This window comes from Streptomyces sp. LBL (assembly GCF_029893585.1).
In the GTDB taxonomy this organism is placed as follows: Bacteria; Actinomycetota; Actinomycetes; order Streptomycetales; family Streptomycetaceae; genus Streptomyces.
In genome coordinates, this window is the sequence record NZ_JARXYX010000031.1 from 61,145 (window position 1) to 78,844 (window position 17,700).

The following is a 17,700-nucleotide window of genomic DNA, read 5'->3' on the forward strand; positions in this document are numbered from 1 at the left end:
CGCCCCCGTCGTTACTTCCCACCCTCCCCTGGCTTGTCCAGTATGGCGACCCGACGTCCGAGTGTGTACGCCGCCGGGCGGGCTCCCGGTCCGAGGCGGGCCATGGCGCGGAGGATGTGTTTGGGCGGGAGCTGCCAGCGCACACGTGCGGGAACGCAGCGCGGCAGGGTGCCCGTGGCGCGCAACTGGCGGGTGACGGTGGCGGGTTTCGGTGCCGGTCTGCCGTACAACTCGTGGGCGTACGGCGGCAGGGCGGCGTACGCCAGATGTGCCACGCGCCGCCACAGCAGCTCGCGCGCCGGTTCGGGCCCGTCGACGTCGTAGCGCTCGCCGGTGCCGGGGTCGGTCGCGCCGAGCATGCTGTGGATCTTGCGCACACGAGCGCCCGCCTTCTCCGCGGCCTCGGTGGTGCCGTAGGTCGTGGTGCCGACGAAGTTCGCGGTGCGCGTCAGCCGACCCCAGGCGTCCCTCCGGAAGTCGGAGTTCTGCATGACGCCGCACACCGCGCGCGGGTGCAGTGCCTGGAGGTGGAGGGCGCGGACGCCCGCGACCCACATCATCGGGTCGCCGTGCATCTGCCAGGTCACCGAGTCGGGCCCGAACAGACCCGGGTCACCCGTCCGGAGGACCGCCTTCTCAGCCGGCGTGACCACAGCCGCCAGATGTTTCCGGAGCACCATGTCGACCTGCGCTTTTCCCACCAGCCTGAGCAGTGTGTGGAGCTGCCTGCAGAGGATCCCTGGCATATCGGAACGGATTCATGGATCTTCCCGCCCTGCACCGCACAAGACGCCCCTTGCTCTTCCGGCAGCCCGCAACGGCACACCCCCGACCACGACGTCACCCCGGGTCCTTCCCCGACCGCCACCGGATGAACCGCCCCGAGCGGTCCCTGGAAGGCCGCGAAGCCACGGGTCCCTGGAAGGCCGCGAAGCCACCGGGACGGCCCGAGCCGTTCACGGCGTTCTGCGCCGACACCTACGCCGCCGTCCGGGGCGAACAGCGCACCGGTCCTCCCCCGGTCTACGACGGTCGACGACCGTCTACGATCCATCGAGATCATCGACGCACTGCTGCACAGCGCCACCACCGGCGACTGGACCGGGATCTCGGCGGTCGACGCAGCGGTCACCACGGAAACGGAGACGTCGTGACAGAGCAGTCCCGCCACCCGGTCACCCTCTTCACCGGCCAGTGGGCCGACATGCCCTTCGAGGAGTTGGCGCGACGCGCCGCCGAGTGGGGCTACGACGGCCTGGAGATCGCAGCCAGCGGCGATCACCTCGATCTCGTCCGAGCCGACGAGGACGACGCGTACGTGCAGTCCCGGCTCGACATCCTCGACCGTCACGGGTTGAAGGTGTGGGCGATCTCGAACCACCTGGCCGGCCAGGCCGTGTGCGACGACCCGATCGACTTCCGCCACCAGGCGATCCTGCGCGACTACGTGTGGGGCGACGGTGACGCCGAGGGCGTGCGGCAGCGCGCCGCCGAGGACATGAAACGGTCCGCTCGCGTGGCCCGCAAACTCGGTGTCGATGTCGTCGTCGGCTTCACCGGATCGTCGATCTGGCCGTACGTCGCCATGTTCCCGCCGGTACCGGGCGAGGTCATCGACCGCGGTTACGAGGACTTCGCGAACCGGTGGAACCCCATCCTCGACGTCTTCGACGCCGAGGGCGTGCGCTTCGCTCACGAGGTGCACCCCAGCGAGATCGCGTACGACTACTGGACGAGCGTGCGCACCCTGGAGGCGATCGACCGCCGCGAGGCTTTCGGGTTCAACTGGGACCCCTCGCACATGGCGTGGCAGGGCATCGACGTGGTGTCGTTCATCACCGACTTCTCCGACCGCATCTACCACGTGGACTGCAAGGACACCCGCATCCGCAGGGCCAGCGGCCGACAGGGCGTCCTCGGCTCGCATCTGCCGTGGGGCGACCCGCGTCGCGGCTGGGACTTCGTCTCGACCGGGCACGGCGACATCCCGTGGGAGGACGCCTTCCGGGCGCTCGCGTCGATCGGCTACGACGGCCCCATCTCGATCGAGTGGGAAGACGCCGGTATGGATCGCCTGCACGGCGCCGCCGAGGCCGTGCGGTACATCCGCTCCCTGCTGTGGAAGCTGCCCGAGGCATCCTTCGACGCCGCCTTCCGCAACCAATAGGCGCAGGGTGCCGTCGGCGCGGCATCAGGATCAAGGATCTCGGAGAGACGGAGGTCCCGGCGTTTTTGTAGATCTTGGCGGCCCGGTCGCCGCCGTGGCGGCTGTTGACGGCGTAGGTCGTCAGGGCGACGCCGGCTCTCCGGTTTCCGGACGGCCGGGGCCGGTTGGGTCAGGTCGTGCGGGTGCTGCGGCGCCGGCCGCCGTACTCGCCGTCGGTGACGTGTTGGAGGAGTCGATGAACAGCGTCGTGGCCCTGCTGCGCACCGAGGCCGGCCGCAACCCCCACGACAAGCCCCTGACCGACCTCATCGGTGAACTCGTCACCCGCAGCGAAGACTTCCGTGCGGCTTGTGCCCGGCACAACGTACGCCTGCACTACAGCGGCCTGAAGCACTTCCACCACCCGGTCGTCGGCGACCTCACCCTCGCCTTCGACGCCCTGCAGCTGCCGGCACAGCCCGCGCTGAGCCTGACGGTCATGACTGCCGAACCGGGCACGGCCGCCGAGGACGCCCTCAAGCTGCCGGCCGGCTGGGCAGCCGCCGACGAGGCGCTGCCCAAGGAGGTTTCGGGCCCGCGGACCCCGTGACGTCCGCATGCCAGTACTGGCGCAGACCATCGGGGCCGCCACCGGTCGGTGCGTGACGTCGGTGCGGGTAGCCGTGAGTGAGGTCGGTGCCTGTGGCCCGCGATGCGACCAGCATCGCGGCGAGCGTCGCGGTCGGTCGAGCGGGACGCCTGTGTGGGCCTCCCACGCTCGGACGAGCCCGCAGGGTCGTTCAGGGCCTGCGGCCGTGGAAGGTGCGGCGCAGGTCGCTCACCCAGGCGTCGGGGTTCTCCCAGGGGATGAAGTGGCCGCCGTGGTCGTGGGCGTTGACGTTGACGTGGTGGAACCAATCGGCCTGCGGGCCGGTCTTGAACGCCCGGACGCGCTCGTCGGCGGTGTGGATGCCGGGCGGGTTCTCGTACGTGACGAAGGTGAGGCCGACCGGGGCCTGCACGACCGGGGTGCGGTCGTGGGCCGGGGCCCACGGGTAGCGGTTGGCGTTGGCGTAGTAACGCATCGACGTGGCGATGGAGTTGTTCACCCAGTAGATCGTGGCGTGGGTGAGCAGGTCGTCCTTGGTGAAGACGGACTCGACGTCGCCGCCGTTGTCGCTCCAGGCGTTCCAGCGCTCCAGCAGCCAGGCGAGCAGTCCGGCGGGTGAGTCGCTCAGCCCATGGGCCAGGGTGGCGCCGTCGAGCATGTGCACGGCAAGGTGGGACGCCGAGCGGTGGTCCAGCTCGATGATGCGGGCGCGGACGTCGGCGGGCTGGTCGTCGGTGAGGGGCCGGTTCCGGGCGAAGTCCCAGGCGCGGGGGCCGGTGAAGAAGTCGAGCGGCAGCCCGGAGCCGATGTGGATGCCGTACAGCTCGTCGGCGTACTTGTGGCCGAGCTGGCTGGTCACGATCCCGCCGATGTCGCAGCCCCCGGCGGCGTACTTCTCGTATCCCAGGGTCTGGGTCATCAGGGTGTGCCAGAGGTCGGAGACCTTCCAGAAGTTGACGTCCGGAAAGCCGGTGAGCGGGCCGGGGAAACCGAAGCCGGGCAGGGACGGCACGATGACGTCGAACGCGTCGGCGGAGTCACCGCCGAACGCGGCCGGGTCGGCGAGCGGGTCGATCACCTTCGACCAGTGCCAGAACGTCCACGGCCAGCCGTGGGTGAGGATCAACGGGATCGGGCGGGGGCCGCGGCCGGGCTTGCGCATGAAGTGCACCGGGACACCGGCGACGCTCACCTGGTAGTGCTCGTAGACGTTGATGGCGGCCTCAGCCTTGCGCCAGTCGTATCCGTCCCGCCAGTAGGCGACCAGTTCACGGAGATAGCTGTCCGGGACGCCGTAGGACCAGTCCCCGTTCCCCTCGTCCAGCGGCGGACGGGTCAGTGTGAGGCGGGCGCGCAGGTCATCGAGGACCTTGTCGGACACATGGATCGGGGTGGGCTCCAGGTGGAGGGAGTGCGGGGTGGTCATGGCGTGGTTCCTTACTGGGGATGGGACCGGTATATGAGCGAAACGTGCCACACGCCGGAGGCCAGGTAGGTCACAACTGGCCAAGAGGGGCAGAAGCTGCGGCAGATCGTGCGCCGGGCAGCACCAGTTCGGGGCGTTACCGGCGCGCGATGATGTGGCCGGCCTCGGCCGGGGGAACCTGGCGCCGGTGATCGCGATGTTGGGGCAGGCCGACGAGGACACGGTCCGGGACGTGATCCACCGGTTCAACGAGATCGGGCCGGCCTGCTTGGACCCTCGGTGGGCGGGAGGCCGTCCCCGCCTGCTGCCCCGGATCTCCCCCAACAATGGATCAGGGCCCCTTGGCAGCTCGATGTCGCGAAACCGATCCGAGCACCAACGGGCCCTGTTGCCGCTGCGCCGAGCGCCCTGCTACATGTTGATCATGTGGCCTGCGAGGCCGTGGACGGCTTCCTTGACCGCCTCGCCCAGGGTGGGGTGGGCGTGGACGTTGCGGGCGACCTCGTGGACCGTGAGGTCCCACTGCTGGGCCAGGGTCAGTTCGGGGAGGAGTTCGGTGACGTCGGGGCCGATGAGATGGGCTCCGAGGAGCTCGCCGTACTTGGCGTCGCTGATCAGCTTCACGAAACCGCTCGCGTCGCCCAGGCCGTGGGCCTTGGCGTTCGCGGTGAACGGGAACTTGGCCACCTTGACGTCGAAGCCCTTCTCCCTCGCCTGCGCCTCGGTGTAGCCGAAGCTGGCGATCTGGGGCCGGCAGAAGGTGGCGCGCGGGATCATCGGCCCTGCCGCGGGAGGTGCTCCGGCCGGCGTCACGGTCGCGCCCTGAAGCCCGCACCGAGGGGGCGGCCCAGCCGGTTACGGCGGGGCCGCCCCCTCGGCCTGTCCTGCCTTCCAGGTTCGTTCGCCGTGCGGGGTCGTCACACGGTGGTCGAGGCCCCCATTCGTCATCGACGACACAACGCTCGACGTGAGCTGAGCCCCAGGGGGTGGGCCGGTCCGGCCCACCCCCGTCGGGTCAGGGTGCCGGCAGTGTCTGCTCCGGCGTGTTCCACCCGGAGACCCGCACCCGCGGCGCGGAACCGTGCAGATCGGCTGTCCGGTACGTGGCCGTCAACATGACCGACTCGCCGGGCCAGAGACTGACCTCGTTGTCGGACCACCGCACCGGCAGCACCGGCTTCCCCGCCGTGTCCACCAGATGTACGTCCGTCAGCAGCGACGGCGTCCTGCCACCGTCCGTGTTGCGCACGGTGACGGTCGTGGTCGAGGTGTCACCCGACGAGGTGGTCGATGCCGTCGCCGACACCGGAGCCTGCGCCATGGTGCCCAGTCCCTTCAGGTCGGCGTAGCTGGTCGTCGGCGTGTAGTACCAGTCGGTGTTGTCCCAGTCGAGGGTGTCCGGCTTGGTGGAGAGCCAGTAGACGTTGCGGCTCACCTCCTTGCCTGCGGAGTCGCTGAGGACCAGACGCGCAAGGTACGTCGTCGACAGACCGCTCACCGACGAGGGCAGGGTGAGTGCGGTGCTCCGCGCGCCGTCGCCGCCCACCGTCACACCGGTGACGGTCTTGTCGTACTTCTGGGTGCCGTCGGTGTTGAAGAGCGTGGTCCGTGCGGTGAGGCCGGACGCCGAGGCGTGCCGGTTGTTCACCACGACGACCGACCGGTTGTCGTACGAGTACTGGACGTGCAGCGGCTCGTTCGCCTTCTTCGCCCCGAAGTAGGCGCCGCCCTGGTCGAGGTATCGGTCCATCAGCTGCCAGTGGAGCGAGGTCCAGCCGCTGTTGAACATCCAGTAGACGACCCCGGTCGAGGGCTTGGAGGAGTCGGTGGCGTTGCGTCCATATGCCTCGAACTGGGCGCGGACGTTCTCGTACTGGGCGAGCTGCGCCTTGCGCACGTAGTCGGAGAGGCCGGTGGGTGCGCCGTAGCGTCCGGTCAGCGCGTCGTCGTACAGCTTCAGGGTGCTGAAGGTCGACGACGGCGATCGGTGGTACTGCTTGGAACTCGGGCTTTTCCAGAGGGTGTCGAGTTCCGCCTGGCTCATCATGCGGTGCAGGGTGTCGAGCGTCGGGATGTCGGGGCCCGCGCTGGTCTCGGAGTTGAAGCCGGTGGCACCGCCCTCACGCTTGGCGTACCAGTAGTTCGGCGGGATCCAGTCGTACGGGCCGGACATTTTCATGCCCGAACTGCCGCTGACAGGAGAGGAGTTGTCGGAGGCGGCCGCCACCACGGGGGTGGGCCAGTCGGCGGCCTTCAGTGCGTCGAGGTAGTTCTTCTCGATCGTCGCGTCGGGCGCGAAGTCGCTGCCGATGAGGAAGGAGATGACGCTGGGGTGGTCGCGCAGCCGGGCGGCCTCGGCAGCCATCGACGCCTTGGCGACCGGGTAGTCGGCGGCGGTCCACTTGTCGCCCGACTCGCCGCCGTTGACGTTCCCCTCCCACTTGTCGCAGCATTCCCAGCCGGGCAGCGTGAGGATGCCGTAGCGGTCCGCGAGGTCGAAGAACTCGTCCGGCTCGATGTGCCCTTCGAGGCGGATGGTGTTGAGGCCGAGGTCGAGTGCGTACTTCAGCCGGTCCTCGACGTACGTCCTGTCCCAGCGCAGGAACTCGTCGGGCGACCAACCGCCGCCCTTGATGAGCAGCGCGCGCCCGTTGACGCTGTACTGCCGGGCGCCGTCGGAGTTGAGGGGGGCCTTCACGTCTCGGATGCCGAAGCTCTCGTGCGCCGTGTCGGAGACGGTACCGGCGGCCGATGCGGTGAGGTCGAGGGAGTACAGGGGCTGTCCGCCCATGCCCGCCGGCCACCACACCTTCGGCGAGGTCAGGTGCAGGCCCGGGACGTCGGCCGGAGCGAAGGTGACCGTCTTGGCCTCGTGTGCGGCCAGGGAGACGGACTTGCTGAACGAGATCGCGCCGATGCTGCCGGAGACCGTGGCGGTGACGGGGGAGCCGGTGTCGTTGCGGGCCTGGGCCTTGACCGTCAGATCCGCGGCGGAGAGGGACGGCATGTCCAGTTTGGTGACGACGTGCGCGTCGCGCAGGGCGACCGGGCCGCCGCGCCGGACCAGCACATCACGGACGATGCCCATGTTCTCGTCGGGCGGCGGCTGCAGCCAGTCGATCCAGCCCATGGTGAGCTTGCTGCTGGGGTTGTTGGGCTGGATGCGGAAGGCCACCGTGTTCGCGCCCCGGCGTACCAGCGAGGTGACGTCCAGCTCGTGGTGCGTGTACGCGCCCGCCACGTCGGCGGCCTTGGCGACCTGCTGCCCGTCGACGTAGACGTCGGCCGCCGAGATCACGCCGCTGAAGTCCAGATACGTACGCTCAGTGGTGTCGTCGACCGTGAAGTCCGATCGGTACCACCAGGGGACCTGGAAGTCGGCCTTGGGGATCTGCTGCTGGTTGGTGGAGTAGAACGGGTCGGCGTACTTCCCGTCCGCCAGCAGCGCCGCGAGCACTGTGGAGCGGGAACCCGCCGGATACCAGCCGTCCGCCGGATAGCCGGGGGAGGAGACGTCCGTGGCCGAGTCGGTCACCTTCGCCGTCGACTGGATGGTGTAGCCGGAGAGCGCCGTGGTGCTGCCGGCGCGGGAGGTGACGGTCGTGACCTGGGCATGGACACGGGGTGGCGAAGGGGCTCGGGCGCCGGCCCACGCGCTCGTGGAAAGCGTGCAGAGCAGACCCAGGGCGACGGCGGCCGTGGCGAGGCGGCGTCTGACGACAGGGCGGTGGAACACGTCTGTCTCCTAGGGAGGTGGGGGAGCATCCGCGTTACGGCACTGCAAGTTAGGAAACTTTACTAACCGGGTTTTTACGCTAGGGGCCACGGCAAGGCGTGTCAATCACCGTTGCCGGTGTGGGAGTTGGTCAGGGCGCCGATCGGCGTTCGAACACCACGTCCCGAGCGGTTCCCAGGGCCGTGGCCACCGCGCCCAGGAGCACCGCGTCCTCGCCGAGCCGGCTGGGCACGATTTTCGGCCGCAGGGGTGTGAGCGCGCGCAGGTTCTCCCGTACGGGGCGCAGCAGCAGGTCCACGCTGTGGCCCACGCCGCCGCCCAGGACCACGAGATCCGGGTCGAGCACCGCCGCGGCCGCCGCGACCGTGTGCGCGATCCGCTCGCTCTCCAGCCCGACCGCCTTGACCGCGGCGGGATGTCCCTGCCGGGCCGCGTCGAAGACCGCCTTGGCGGTGAGCTGCCCGGTCATCCCGAACCTCCGAGCCGACTCGACGACCGCCACCCCCGAGACGGCGTCCTCCAGCGTCTGGAGCTGCTGCTGCCCGGGCCATGGCAGGAACCCGATCTCCCCGGCACCGCCGTGCGCCCCGGTGAACAGTCGGCCCTCGCTGACCACCCCCATGCCGAGCCCCGTGCCGATCATGATGTACGCGAAGAGCCGGCTGCCCGAGCCGACGCCGTAGGTGTACTCGCCGAGCGCGGCCAGATTGGCGTCGTTGTGGACCTCCAGCGGGACGCCCAGCTCCTCGCGCATCCGGTCGACCAGCCCGGCCCGCCCCCAGCCCGGCAGATGCATCGCGTACCGCACCCGCCGCCGCTCCGCGTCGTACACACCCGGCGTGCCCACCACCGCGTGCGCCACCTCGTCATGGCCGACGCCGGAGTTCCCGACGACCTGCTGGGCCGTGGTGACCACCAGGTCGGCCAGGGCGCCGGATGAGCGCGCCCGGTTGCGCACGTCCGCGCGGGCGACCAGCTCGCCGTCCAGGTTGGCGACCGCCACGCGCAGCCAGCCGCGTCCGATGTCGATGCCCAGCGCGTACCCGGCGGAAGGGTCCGGGGCGTACAGGACGGCGACCCGGCCGCGCTCCGGCGCGTGCGTGCCGACCTCGTGGACCAGGCCGGCCTCGGCCAGGGCCGCCAGTGCGCTGGAGACCGTCGGCTTCGACAGGCCCGTCTCCCGGGCGAGTTGCGCGCGCGAAGCGGCGCCGGCGGAACGCAGCCGGTCCAGAAGCAGACGCTCGTTGGTGCTGCGCAACCGCCGGCGGCTCCACGGCTGATCCGGCTGCGCGCCGACGTCACCGACGGGCATCACATCATTCTCACCCATGTGGGACACCCTCTTGACGCATCTAGTAAGGCTACTTAACTTTATCGCCCAAGCGGGAGTCTGTGCCTGAGTACAGGCTCTCAGCCTCGCCGGGCGAGCCAAGGGGAGCCCAGCGTCGACCGGATACCCGCCGCCCTTGATCCTTCGGCCGCCGAGCAGCGTCGATCGGCCCGTCGTACATCTCCCCGCGTCCCGCTTCAGGAGGACCCATGTCCGGTAGCCCGCCACCAGAGGGTGGCTTCGTCCGCCGTATCGGCCTGTTCCAGGCGACCGCGATCAACATGAGCCAGATGTGCGGTATCGGACCGTTCGTGACGATCCCGCTGATGGTCGCCGCGTTCGGCGGCCCGCAGGCGGTGATCGGCTTCATCGCCGGCGCGCTCCTGGCGCTCGCCGACGGCCTGATCTGGGCCGAAATGGGTGCCGCGATGCCCGGCTCCGGCGGCAGTTACGTCTATCTGCGCCAGGCCTTCCAGTACCGGACAGGGCGGCTGATGCCGTTCCTCTTCGTGTGGACGGCGATGCTCTTCATCCCGCTGATCATGTCCACCGGTGTGGTCGGCTTCGTCCAGTACCTCGGCTATCTCGCACCGGACATGGGAAAGACGGCCGGCGACCTCGTGGGCCTCGGCATGATCGTCCTGGTGATCGCCCTGCTGTGGCGGGGCATCGAGCACATCGCCAGGATCACGGCCGTCATGTGGGCCGTCATGATCACCTCGGTCCTTCTGGTGATCGTGGCCGCGGCCACCGACTTCAGCGCGGACCTGGCCTTCACCTACCCGGCGCACGCCTTCGACCTGACCGGCAACCACTTCTGGCTGGGCTTCGCCGCAGGCCTGACGATCGGCATCTACGACTACCTCGGCTACAACACGACCGCCTACATGGGTGCAGAGATCAAGGACCCGGGCCGTACCCTGCCGCGCTCCATCATCTACTCGATCCTCGGCATCATGGCGATCTACCTGCTTCTGCAGATCGGCACGCTCGGCGTCATCGACTGGCACCGGATGACGGACCCGAACGACATCGCCTCCACCTCTGTCGCCTCGGCGGTCCTGGAGAAGACCTGGGGCAAGGGCGCGGCCGATACGGTCACGGTGCTCATCCTGATCACCGCCTTCGCCTCCGTGTTCACCGGTCTGCTCGGCGGCTCCCGGGTGCCCTACGACGCGGCCCGTGAACGGGTCTTCTTCCGCCCGTACGCCACGCTCCATCCCAAGCACCGCTTCCCCATGCTGGGCCTGGCCACCATGGGCGTGGTGACGGCGATCGGCTTCCTCATCGGCCGCCACACCGACCTGGCGACGCTGATCCAACTCCTCACCACGGTGATGGTCCTCGTGCAGGCTCTCGCCCAGATCGCCGCGGCGACGGTCCTGCGCAGGCGGCAGCCGACTCTGCGCCGCCCGTACAAGATGTGGCTGTACCCCGTTCCCAGCCTGGTCGCCCTGGTCGGCTGGCTGGTGATCTACGGCTATGCCGACAAGAACTCCCCCGGCCGCCATCCCATCGAATGGTCGCTGGCCTGGCTGGCCCTCGGCATCGTGGCGTACGCGCTGTGGGCACGCTTCGAGAAGGTGTGGCCGTTCGGGCCGAGGGAGATCACAGAGGAATACCTCACCGCGCCGGCCCCGGACGCGGAGCCCGCGGGGGCATGAGCGTGGGGCCGGTGCACGCGGGTGCCCACCAGGGTGGCCGGTCCGCCTGGGGTTCGGACCGGCCACCTCCCGTACCCACGCCCCATGTCCGGGGGGAAGCAGGGGCTGGGTGTTCCCCGCAGCGCACGGCCCCGCGAATCACCATCGCCGGGTCTCCCTCGCGGTACGGCCGCTCGAACGGCTCGATGCCGTCCAGGAACTCCTGGTAGCGGACCGCGTACACGAGGTGGGCGAGCGGCTCGGTGACCCCCAGGGCGCGGGCCGGGTCGTGACGAGCGTCCACCGCCCGGGCCGGGGGAAGCCTGCGGACGAGCTGCGGTTCGTCCTGCACGATCACCTGCGCGATCATGCCGCCCATCGAGAAGCCGTGAAGGTCGACATGCTCCAGCCCGAGTCCCCGGATGAAGGTGACGGCATCCTTCGCCATCTCCTCGATGGCCCTTGGTGTCGAGCCGCTGGAAGCGCCGACACCCCTGTTGTCGAAAGTGATGACGCGATGCCTGGCGGCGATGCCGTCGACGACCCGGGGGTCCCAGTTGTCGAGGACCGCGGCAAGGTGGGTGATGAAGACCACCGGGACGCCGGCCTTCGGACCGAGGTCGCGGTAGGCGAAGGTCACTCCCCCGGCGACGAGGGTGCGGGTGGGTGCCTTCTTGTAGGACGTCACCACGTCGCCTCGTGCTCCTTGTGAGTCGCTCGTGGCCGCGCCCCTCTGTGTGGGGTTCATGGACTGCGACTGCAGCCAGTTCGGTCGACAGAAGGCCCGCAGGAGTCGGAATACCGTTCAGTTTTAGTCCTGCGGCAGCAGCTCGGCGTCAAGCAGTGCGAGGGCGTTACGGATGCCCTGTTCGAGGAGTTGGTCGGCGAGTTGCCGGTCGGCGAGGGCGCGGGAGAGTTGCAGGTGCCGGCCATCACGCCGTGGAGGCTGAGTGACTTCAGGCGTGCCGAGGGCGGATCGGGTCAGGTGGGCAGGCGGTTGTTCTTGCGGATCTGCTTGTCGAACACTCCGGCGGGGACGAGGCGGCGCGCCGTGGTGACGCGTGAGGCCAGCGGGCCGGCGGCGTAGCGCAGCTTCGGCTTCTTGTCGGTGGCTGCAGTGACGATCACCTTGGCGACGACGGCGGGGGCGTCGCCGCCCTTCATCGCATCCGCGATCACCTCGTCGAAGACGCGCCGTCGCTCCGCGTACAGAGGCAGCGGGGTGTCGGGCTGCGCGGCGTTGGTGTCGAAGCTGGTCTTGGTATAAGCGGGCTGGACGAGGAGGACCCGGACGCCGTACTCGCGAACCTCGTGGTCCAGCGACTCGGAGTAGCCCTCGATGGCGTGTTTCGCGGCGACGTAGAGGGCCATGAAGGGCTGGGGGGCGACCCCGAGGACGGACGAGATGTTGATGATGCGTCCGCCACCCTGGGCGCGCATATGCGGTAGAACGGCCTTCGTCATACGGATGACACCGAGGACGTTGATGTTCAGGACGTTCTGGGCCTGGGCGACAGAGTTCTCCTCAACGGCGCCCGCCGAGCCGACGCCTGCGTTGTTGACCAGGACGTCAATGCGTCCGAACCGGTCGATCACCTCTCCGACCGCGGCGGTTGCCGAGTCGTCACTGGCCACGTCGAGATCGAGATACGTCACACCGGCGGGCGGGGTGAGCCCGGAGGTCTTGCGGCCGGTTCCGATCACCTCGAAACCCGCCGTGACGAAGGCGCGGGCCGCCTCCTTGCCGATCCCCGATGAGGCACCCGTCACGAGCACCACTGGCCGAGTTGTCGCCATCACGAACTCCCTTAGCTTGAATTACGTTCGTACGCCTTACGTTCGTACGACCATATGGGGGTCGTCGGTCGATGGCAAGGGGTCACGTCCGGCGATCCGAGAAAGTTCCGGGAAACCTCCTTCTGGAGGGCGGAGTGAGGAACTGGAGGGCGAAGATCAGTGGCACGCGCCGCCCAGGGTCGTAGCGCGACGGCTACGACCCGGTGGCCGTCAGAACATCGTGTTGTCGTTGGCGGAGGTCTCCGGCACGTCCTGCAGGGCATCCCAGTGCTCGACGATCTTTCCGTCCCTGAGCCGGAAGAGGTCGATGACCGCCCGGCCGCGCTCGCCCGGCGTGTCGACGTGGTGGCTGTGGACGGCCACCAGATCGCCCTCGGCGATGACCCGCTTCGGCTCGACGCTCAGCTGCGGGAACTGCTCGAAGTACGCGCCCAGTCCGGCCTTCACGCCTGCCAAGCCGTCGGGGATGCTCGGGTTGCGCTGGTGGTACTCGGGGGCCACGTAGGTGTCGATGGCGGCCAGGTCCTTGCGGACCATGAGCAGGTCGCCGAAGGCGGTGACGTGCTTCTTGTTGTACGCGGTGAACCACCGCTGCTCCGGCGACTCGGTCTGCGGCCGGCTGAGGGTGGAGAACATGTCGTTGCCGTTGGCCGTGGTCGCCGGCACCTCCTGGAGGATGTCCCAGTGCTCGGCGATCTTCCCGTCCTGGAAGCGGAAGATGTCGAAGACGGCCATCCCGGGGGTGCCGGGAACCAGGACGCCACTGGAGTGCAGAAGCACCAGGTCGCCCTCGGACCGGGCCCGCCGGACGTCGAACCTGGCGTCCGGAAACTGCTGTCGCATGCCGGCACCGAAGCCCTTCACGGCCTCGGGGCCATCGGGGGCGAGCGGGTTGTGCTGGATGCAGTCCGGCCGTACGTGGCGGTCGATGACCGGTCGTGCCACCCCCCTCGAACACGGTCCTGAGGGCTTGGGCGGCGATCTGCGTCTTCACCCCTCCACGGTCAGCACGATCTTGCCGGTGGTGCGGCCGGTCTCGCCCAGGGCGTGAGCCCTGGCGGCCTCGGCGAGCGGGAAGGCGGCCTCGACGTGGGCGCGCAGGACGCCGGTCTCGACCATGTCGGCGATGGCTTGCATGCCGGCGCGGTCAGCCTCGACGAGGAGGATCTCGAAGCGGATACCCCGCTCGGCGATGTCCGCCAGCTCGTCGGGGTCGACGGGTACCGGAAGGATCGAGACGAGGGTGCCGCCCGGGCGCAGCACGGCGAGGGAGCGGGCACGGGCGGCGGCGTCCAACGAGACCGAGTCGAGGACCACGTCGATGTCCTTGACGGCCTCGGTGAAGTCGACCGCGTGGTAGTCGATAGCCTCGTCCACTCCCAGGGACCGCAGGAAGTCGTGCTTGGCGGCACTGGCGGTGCCGATGACGTAGGCACCGCGAGACTTGGCGATCTGGACGGCGAGATGGCCGACGCCACCGGCAGCAGCGTGGATGAAGACGCGCTGCCCGGGCTGGACATCGGCGGTGTCGACGAGTGCCTGGTAGGCGGTCAGGGCGGCGAGCGGCAGGGCACCGGCCTGGACGTGATCGATACCGGCCGGCTTGTGGACGAAGGCGCGGGCGGGGCCGGTCACGTACTCGGCGTGGGAGCCGACCCCGTGGGGGTAGGGCAGCATGCCGAAGACCTCGTCGCCCGGCTTGAACAGGGTGACGCCGGTACCGACGGCCTCGACGACTCCGGAGACGTCCCAGCCCAGGATGAGGGGCAGACGGTTGACGGTCATGGGCCGAGCGCGGTTCCACCAGTCGGTGGGGTTGACGCCGGCCGCTCGGACGGCGATCAGGATCTCACTCAACCCCGGCTCGGGCCGGGGCAGTTCGACCTCCTTGAGTACTTCGGGGGAACCGTGGGTGTCCTGGCGGACGGCGCGCATGGTGGCGGTATCGGAGTTCGTCATGCCTCCAGCGTCGCTGCCTGCCACTCCTCGGCGCCATGGCGTGAATGCCAACTTTCAACGGGATCACGCCATGGGTTACGTCGTCGATCGGGTGCGGCAGCGGACGGGTACGGAGTTCACGACGCTGTCTTTTCCGGACTCGATGAGAACGTGGAGGCCCTGACGTGCAGCGCGGGCAGGCGACGCTGCGCGTGATACGTCCCAGCGTGTTGCCGTCGCCGTCCAATATCCTGGCATGAATTCCAACTTCCGACGGGATCACGCCATGGCACCCACACACCGAGTTGTCGTTCTGGCCGTAGACGGTGTATACCCCTTCGAACTGGGCATTCCCAGCCGGGTCTTCGAGGCGGCGGACGGTCGCTACGAGGTCCTCACCTGCAGCATCGACGGCCGCCCAGTCCGCACCAACTCCGACTTCTCGATCACCGTCGAGCACGGCCCGGAGGCGCTGCGCACCGCCGACACCGTCGTCATCCCGCCCTTCACCACCACCGCCGCGCCCCCGACAGTGCCGCAAGCCGTGGTCCAGGCGCTCGCGTCCGTGGCCCCGGACGCCCGCCTCGTATCGATCTGCACCGGCGCCTTCGTCCTCGCCGCGGCCGGCCTCCTCGACGGTCGGCCGGCCACCACCCACTGGGTGGTCGCGGACCTCTTCCGCTCATGCTTCCCACAGGTCGCACTGGATCCCGACGTCCTTTTCATCGACGACGGAGACGTGCTGACCTCGGCCGGTGCCGCCTCGGGGCTCGACGTCTGCCTGCACATCATCCGCAAGGACCACGGCAGTGAAGTCGCCAACCAGGTGGCCCGCATCTGCGTCGTCCCCCCATGGCGCGACGGAGGACAGGCGCAGTACATCCAGCACCCGGTACCCGAGGCCACGTCCAGCGGAACGGCCACCGCCCGCCAGTGGGCCCTGGAGAACCTCCACGAGCCGATGACGCTGACGGATCTCGCCGAGCACTCCCACATGAGCCTGCGCACCTTCGCCCGCCGCTTCACCGAAGAGGTGGGCATGAGCCCGGGACGCTGGCTGATCCAGCAGCGCGTCGACCGGGCACGACACCTCCTGGAAACCACCGACCAGCCGGTGGACGAGATCGCCGGCCAAGTCGGCTTCGCCGGCGGCACATCACTGCGAGAACACCTGCATGCCGCCATCGGCATCTCACCGCTCGCCTACCGGCGCACCTTCCGCGGCACCCTGTCCCCCACGCACTGAGCGCCACCGCCTACCGCCCGACCGAGTGCCGGCTGGAGAAGGCCTGACGGTGTCGGGCTGCTCCCCGAAAGGCACGGCCTGACGCCAGGGATGTGGTGCGTCAGTCGCGCTGCCAGGCGTCCAGCAGGGCGAGGGCGTTGCTTATCCCCTGATCGAGAAGTTCATCGGCGAGTTGACTGTCGGTCAAGGCGCGGGAAAGCTGCAGTGTCCCGGCCATCAGACCGAGGAGGCTGAGCGCCTTCACACGTGCGGAGGACGGGGCCTCGGGTGCCATACGGGTGGCAATACCGTCGATGAGGACCAGCACACCGTCGGTGTACGCCTGCCTGGTTGTGTCGGTGCAGCGTCCGATCTCGTCGAGCAGAGCGGCGTTGGGACAGCCATCGCCTTGGGGAAGACCTCTCCCCCCAGGGCGCCCAGGCATGGCCGCGACACACGCCAGCCTCACAGCCAACAGTCACCAAGGGGCAGTGGGCCGCTGCCGAGCGGAATATCGACACACCCCTGGTGTCCCGGCTCCCCCCACGGACCTAAGGGCCCTGTCCGCGGAGTCACACCCGAGGGGCGGGTACCGGGAAGAGCATGCAGCTGCTGGTGGCGTGGGCGAGGAGACGGTCCTGCGCGTCGACCAACTGGGCCTGGGCGAGGGCGGTTTGGCGGCCCTTGTTGACGACCGTACCGATGGCGCGCACCGGGCCGGTGTCCACGGTGACCCGCCGCAGGAACTTCACCGTCAGGTCGAGCGAGGTGTACGCCATCCCCTGCGGAAGGAGCGACTGGACGGCGCAGCCCGCCGCCGAGTCGAGCAGCGTGGCGAAGACACCGCCGTGCACGCTGCCGATCGGGTTGTAGTGCTCCTCCCCCGGCGTCAGCGAGAAGACCGCCCTGCCGGGCTCCACCTCGTCCAAGGCGAAGTCGACGGTGTGACCGATCGGCGGCCCCGGAAGCCGCCCCGCCTGCACCTCGCGCAGGAAGTCGATCCCGGCCATGCGCCCGGCGGAATCCGCCGAGATCGCGGGATCGTCCCAGTGATACGTACGCGTTCGACCCACGGCCCAGCGCCCTTCCCTCTGACTGTCAGCTAACTTTTCCAAGTGAAGCTAGGCTTTTGTTCACCTGACTGTCAATGGCGAAGGCAGGCCCTTACGATGGCGGGATGGAGTGGCTTGAGGCGAGCACGGAGAACTGCCCCGTCCGGCGCACGCTCGACGTGATCGGGGAGAAATGGACGCTGCTGATCCTGCGTGACGCCGTCAACGGCGTCCGCCGCTTCGACGACTTCCACCGCCACATCGGCCTGTCGGAGGCCGTCCTCAGCGACCGCCTCCGCAAGCTGACCTCGTCCGGCATCCTGAAGACCGTCCCCTACCAGGAGCCCGGCACCCGCTCCCGTAACGAATACCGCCTGACCCGCAAGGGCTGGGACCTGTGGCCCGTCCTGATGGCGCTGAGCCAGTGGGGCGAGGCATACACCCTCGGCTCCGAGGGTCCTCTACTGGACGTCCGCCACACCGAGTGCGACGCCCCGGTCCGCGTCGTCGTCGAGTGCTCCGCGGAGCACTCGACCGTGACTCCCCGTGACGTCACCGCCCGGCTGGGAACAGGCGCCCGCCTCCGGTCGTGAGCCATCGACCTCGCGGTCGCGGGCCAGACAGCGGTGAGACAGCAGCCGAATGCCGTGCGCTCCGCCGCCGTTGCCCCTCAGCGCACGATCGACTTCGGCGCCGCCGAAAACTCGATGGGCGCTCCGGTCCCAGGGTTCAGCGCCTTCGCCGTCCCCGCCCTCCCCGCCCTCCCCGCCGTCCTGTCCTCGTGTTCCCGCGCGAGG

Annotated in this window: 14 protein-coding genes and 3 pseudogenes; 6 read left to right on the forward strand and 11 right to left on the reverse strand. The window is 69.2% G+C overall.

What is annotated here, in order from left to right:
• Positions 1 to 11: 11 nt before the first annotated feature.
• Positions 12 to 575, reverse strand: coding sequence for an oxygenase MpaB family protein (locus tag M2271_RS31780; protein ID WP_280890905.1), 564 nt, complete (start codon positions 573 to 575; stop codon positions 12 to 14).
• 629 nt (positions 576 to 1,204) lie between these two features.
• Between M2271_RS31780 and M2271_RS31785 the strand changes: the two genes are divergently transcribed.
• Together M2271_RS31785 and M2271_RS31790 are read left to right on the forward strand one after the other, a co-directional pair.
• Positions 1,205 to 2,167, forward strand: coding sequence for a sugar phosphate isomerase/epimerase family protein (locus tag M2271_RS31785; RefSeq protein WP_280890906.1), 963 nt, complete (start codon positions 1,205 to 1,207; stop codon positions 2,165 to 2,167).
• A 235-nt stretch (positions 2,168 to 2,402) separates the two neighbouring features.
• Positions 2,403 to 2,756, forward strand: coding sequence for a DNA-binding protein (locus tag M2271_RS31790; protein WP_348539203.1), 354 nt, complete (start codon positions 2,403 to 2,405; stop codon positions 2,754 to 2,756).
• A gap of 190 nt (positions 2,757 to 2,946) precedes the next feature.
• On the opposite strand, the gene M2271_RS31795 is transcribed toward M2271_RS31790, so the two are convergent.
• A complete protein-coding gene (locus M2271_RS31795) occupies positions 2,947 to 4,182 on the reverse strand; it encodes an epoxide hydrolase family protein (protein WP_280890852.1) in 1,236 nt (411 codons plus the stop codon).
• A 96-nt stretch (positions 4,183 to 4,278) separates the two neighbouring features.
• Between M2271_RS31795 and M2271_RS31800 the strand changes: the two are divergent.
• A pseudogene (locus tag M2271_RS31800) lies at positions 4,279 to 4,495 on the forward strand (helix-turn-helix domain-containing protein); the annotation flags it as partial.
• A 98-nt stretch (positions 4,496 to 4,593) separates the two neighbouring features.
• Here M2271_RS31800 and M2271_RS31805 read toward each other — a convergent pair.
• The 3 genes and pseudogenes from M2271_RS31805 to M2271_RS31815 form a co-directional block, all read right to left on the reverse strand.
• Positions 4,594 to 4,959, reverse strand: a pseudogene (locus M2271_RS31805) (dihydrolipoyl dehydrogenase); the annotation flags it as partial.
• A gap of 238 nt (positions 4,960 to 5,197) precedes the next feature.
• Positions 5,198 to 7,918 (reverse strand): sugar-binding domain-containing protein, encoded by a 2,721-nt coding sequence (locus tag M2271_RS31810; protein ID WP_280890853.1) that lies wholly within the window; start codon positions 7,916 to 7,918, stop codon positions 5,198 to 5,200.
• Positions 7,919 to 8,048: 130 nt separating this feature from the next.
• Positions 8,049 to 9,230, reverse strand: a complete 1,182-nt coding sequence (locus M2271_RS31815; protein WP_280890907.1) for an ROK family protein — start codon at positions 9,228 to 9,230, stop codon at positions 8,049 to 8,051.
• 227 nt (positions 9,231 to 9,457) lie between these two features.
• On the opposite strand from M2271_RS31815, the gene M2271_RS31820 reads away from it, so the two are divergent.
• Positions 9,458 to 10,912 (forward strand): APC family permease, encoded by a 1,455-nt coding sequence (locus tag M2271_RS31820; protein ID WP_280890854.1) that lies wholly within the window; start codon positions 9,458 to 9,460, stop codon positions 10,910 to 10,912.
• Here the strand turns inward: M2271_RS31820 and M2271_RS31825 are convergent.
• The 4 genes from M2271_RS31825 to M2271_RS31840 form a co-directional block, all read right to left on the reverse strand.
• Positions 10,872 to 11,582: an alpha/beta fold hydrolase gene (locus M2271_RS31825; protein ID WP_280890855.1), complete on the reverse strand. Its 711-nt coding sequence runs from the start codon at positions 11,580 to 11,582 to the stop codon at positions 10,872 to 10,874. The two genes, M2271_RS31820 and M2271_RS31825, sit on opposite strands and share 41 nt — an antisense overlap.
• A 290-nt stretch (positions 11,583 to 11,872) precedes the next feature.
• Entirely contained in the window at positions 11,873 to 12,688 is an 816-nt protein-coding gene (locus M2271_RS31830) for an oxidoreductase (RefSeq protein ID WP_280890856.1), read from the reverse strand.
• A gap of 210 nt (positions 12,689 to 12,898) precedes the next feature.
• Positions 12,899 to 13,633: a nuclear transport factor 2 family protein gene (locus tag M2271_RS31835; RefSeq protein ID WP_348539204.1), complete on the reverse strand. Its 735-nt coding sequence runs from the start codon at positions 13,631 to 13,633 to the stop codon at positions 12,899 to 12,901.
• Positions 13,634 to 13,678: 45 nt separating this feature from the next.
• Positions 13,679 to 14,623 carry an NADP-dependent oxidoreductase gene (locus M2271_RS31840; protein ID WP_280890908.1) on the reverse strand — a complete coding sequence of 315 codons (945 nt, stop codon included), beginning with the start codon at positions 14,621 to 14,623 and terminating at the stop codon, positions 13,679 to 13,681.
• 289 nt (positions 14,624 to 14,912) lie between these two features.
• Here M2271_RS31840 and M2271_RS31845 point away from each other — a divergent pair, with 289 nt between their 5' ends.
• On the forward strand, positions 14,913 to 15,872 hold the full coding sequence (locus M2271_RS31845; protein ID WP_280890857.1) for a helix-turn-helix domain-containing protein: 960 nt from the start codon (positions 14,913 to 14,915) through the stop codon (positions 15,870 to 15,872).
• 100 nt (positions 15,873 to 15,972) lie between these two features.
• On the opposite strand, the pseudogene M2271_RS31850 reads toward M2271_RS31845, so the two are convergent.
• Both M2271_RS31850 and M2271_RS31855 read right to left on the reverse strand, forming a co-directional pair.
• Positions 15,973 to 16,260, reverse strand: a pseudogene (locus M2271_RS31850) (TetR/AcrR family transcriptional regulator); the annotation flags it as partial.
• 163 nt (positions 16,261 to 16,423) lie between these two features.
• Positions 16,424 to 16,924, reverse strand: a complete 501-nt coding sequence (locus M2271_RS31855) for a PaaI family thioesterase (protein ID WP_280890858.1) — start codon at positions 16,922 to 16,924, stop codon at positions 16,424 to 16,426.
• A gap of 104 nt (positions 16,925 to 17,028) precedes the next feature.
• Here M2271_RS31855 and M2271_RS31860 point away from each other — a divergent pair, with 104 nt between their 5' ends.
• Positions 17,029 to 17,496: a helix-turn-helix domain-containing protein gene (locus M2271_RS31860; RefSeq protein WP_280890859.1), complete on the forward strand. Its 468-nt coding sequence runs from the start codon at positions 17,029 to 17,031 to the stop codon at positions 17,494 to 17,496.
• Positions 17,497 to 17,700 lie beyond the last annotated feature (204 nt).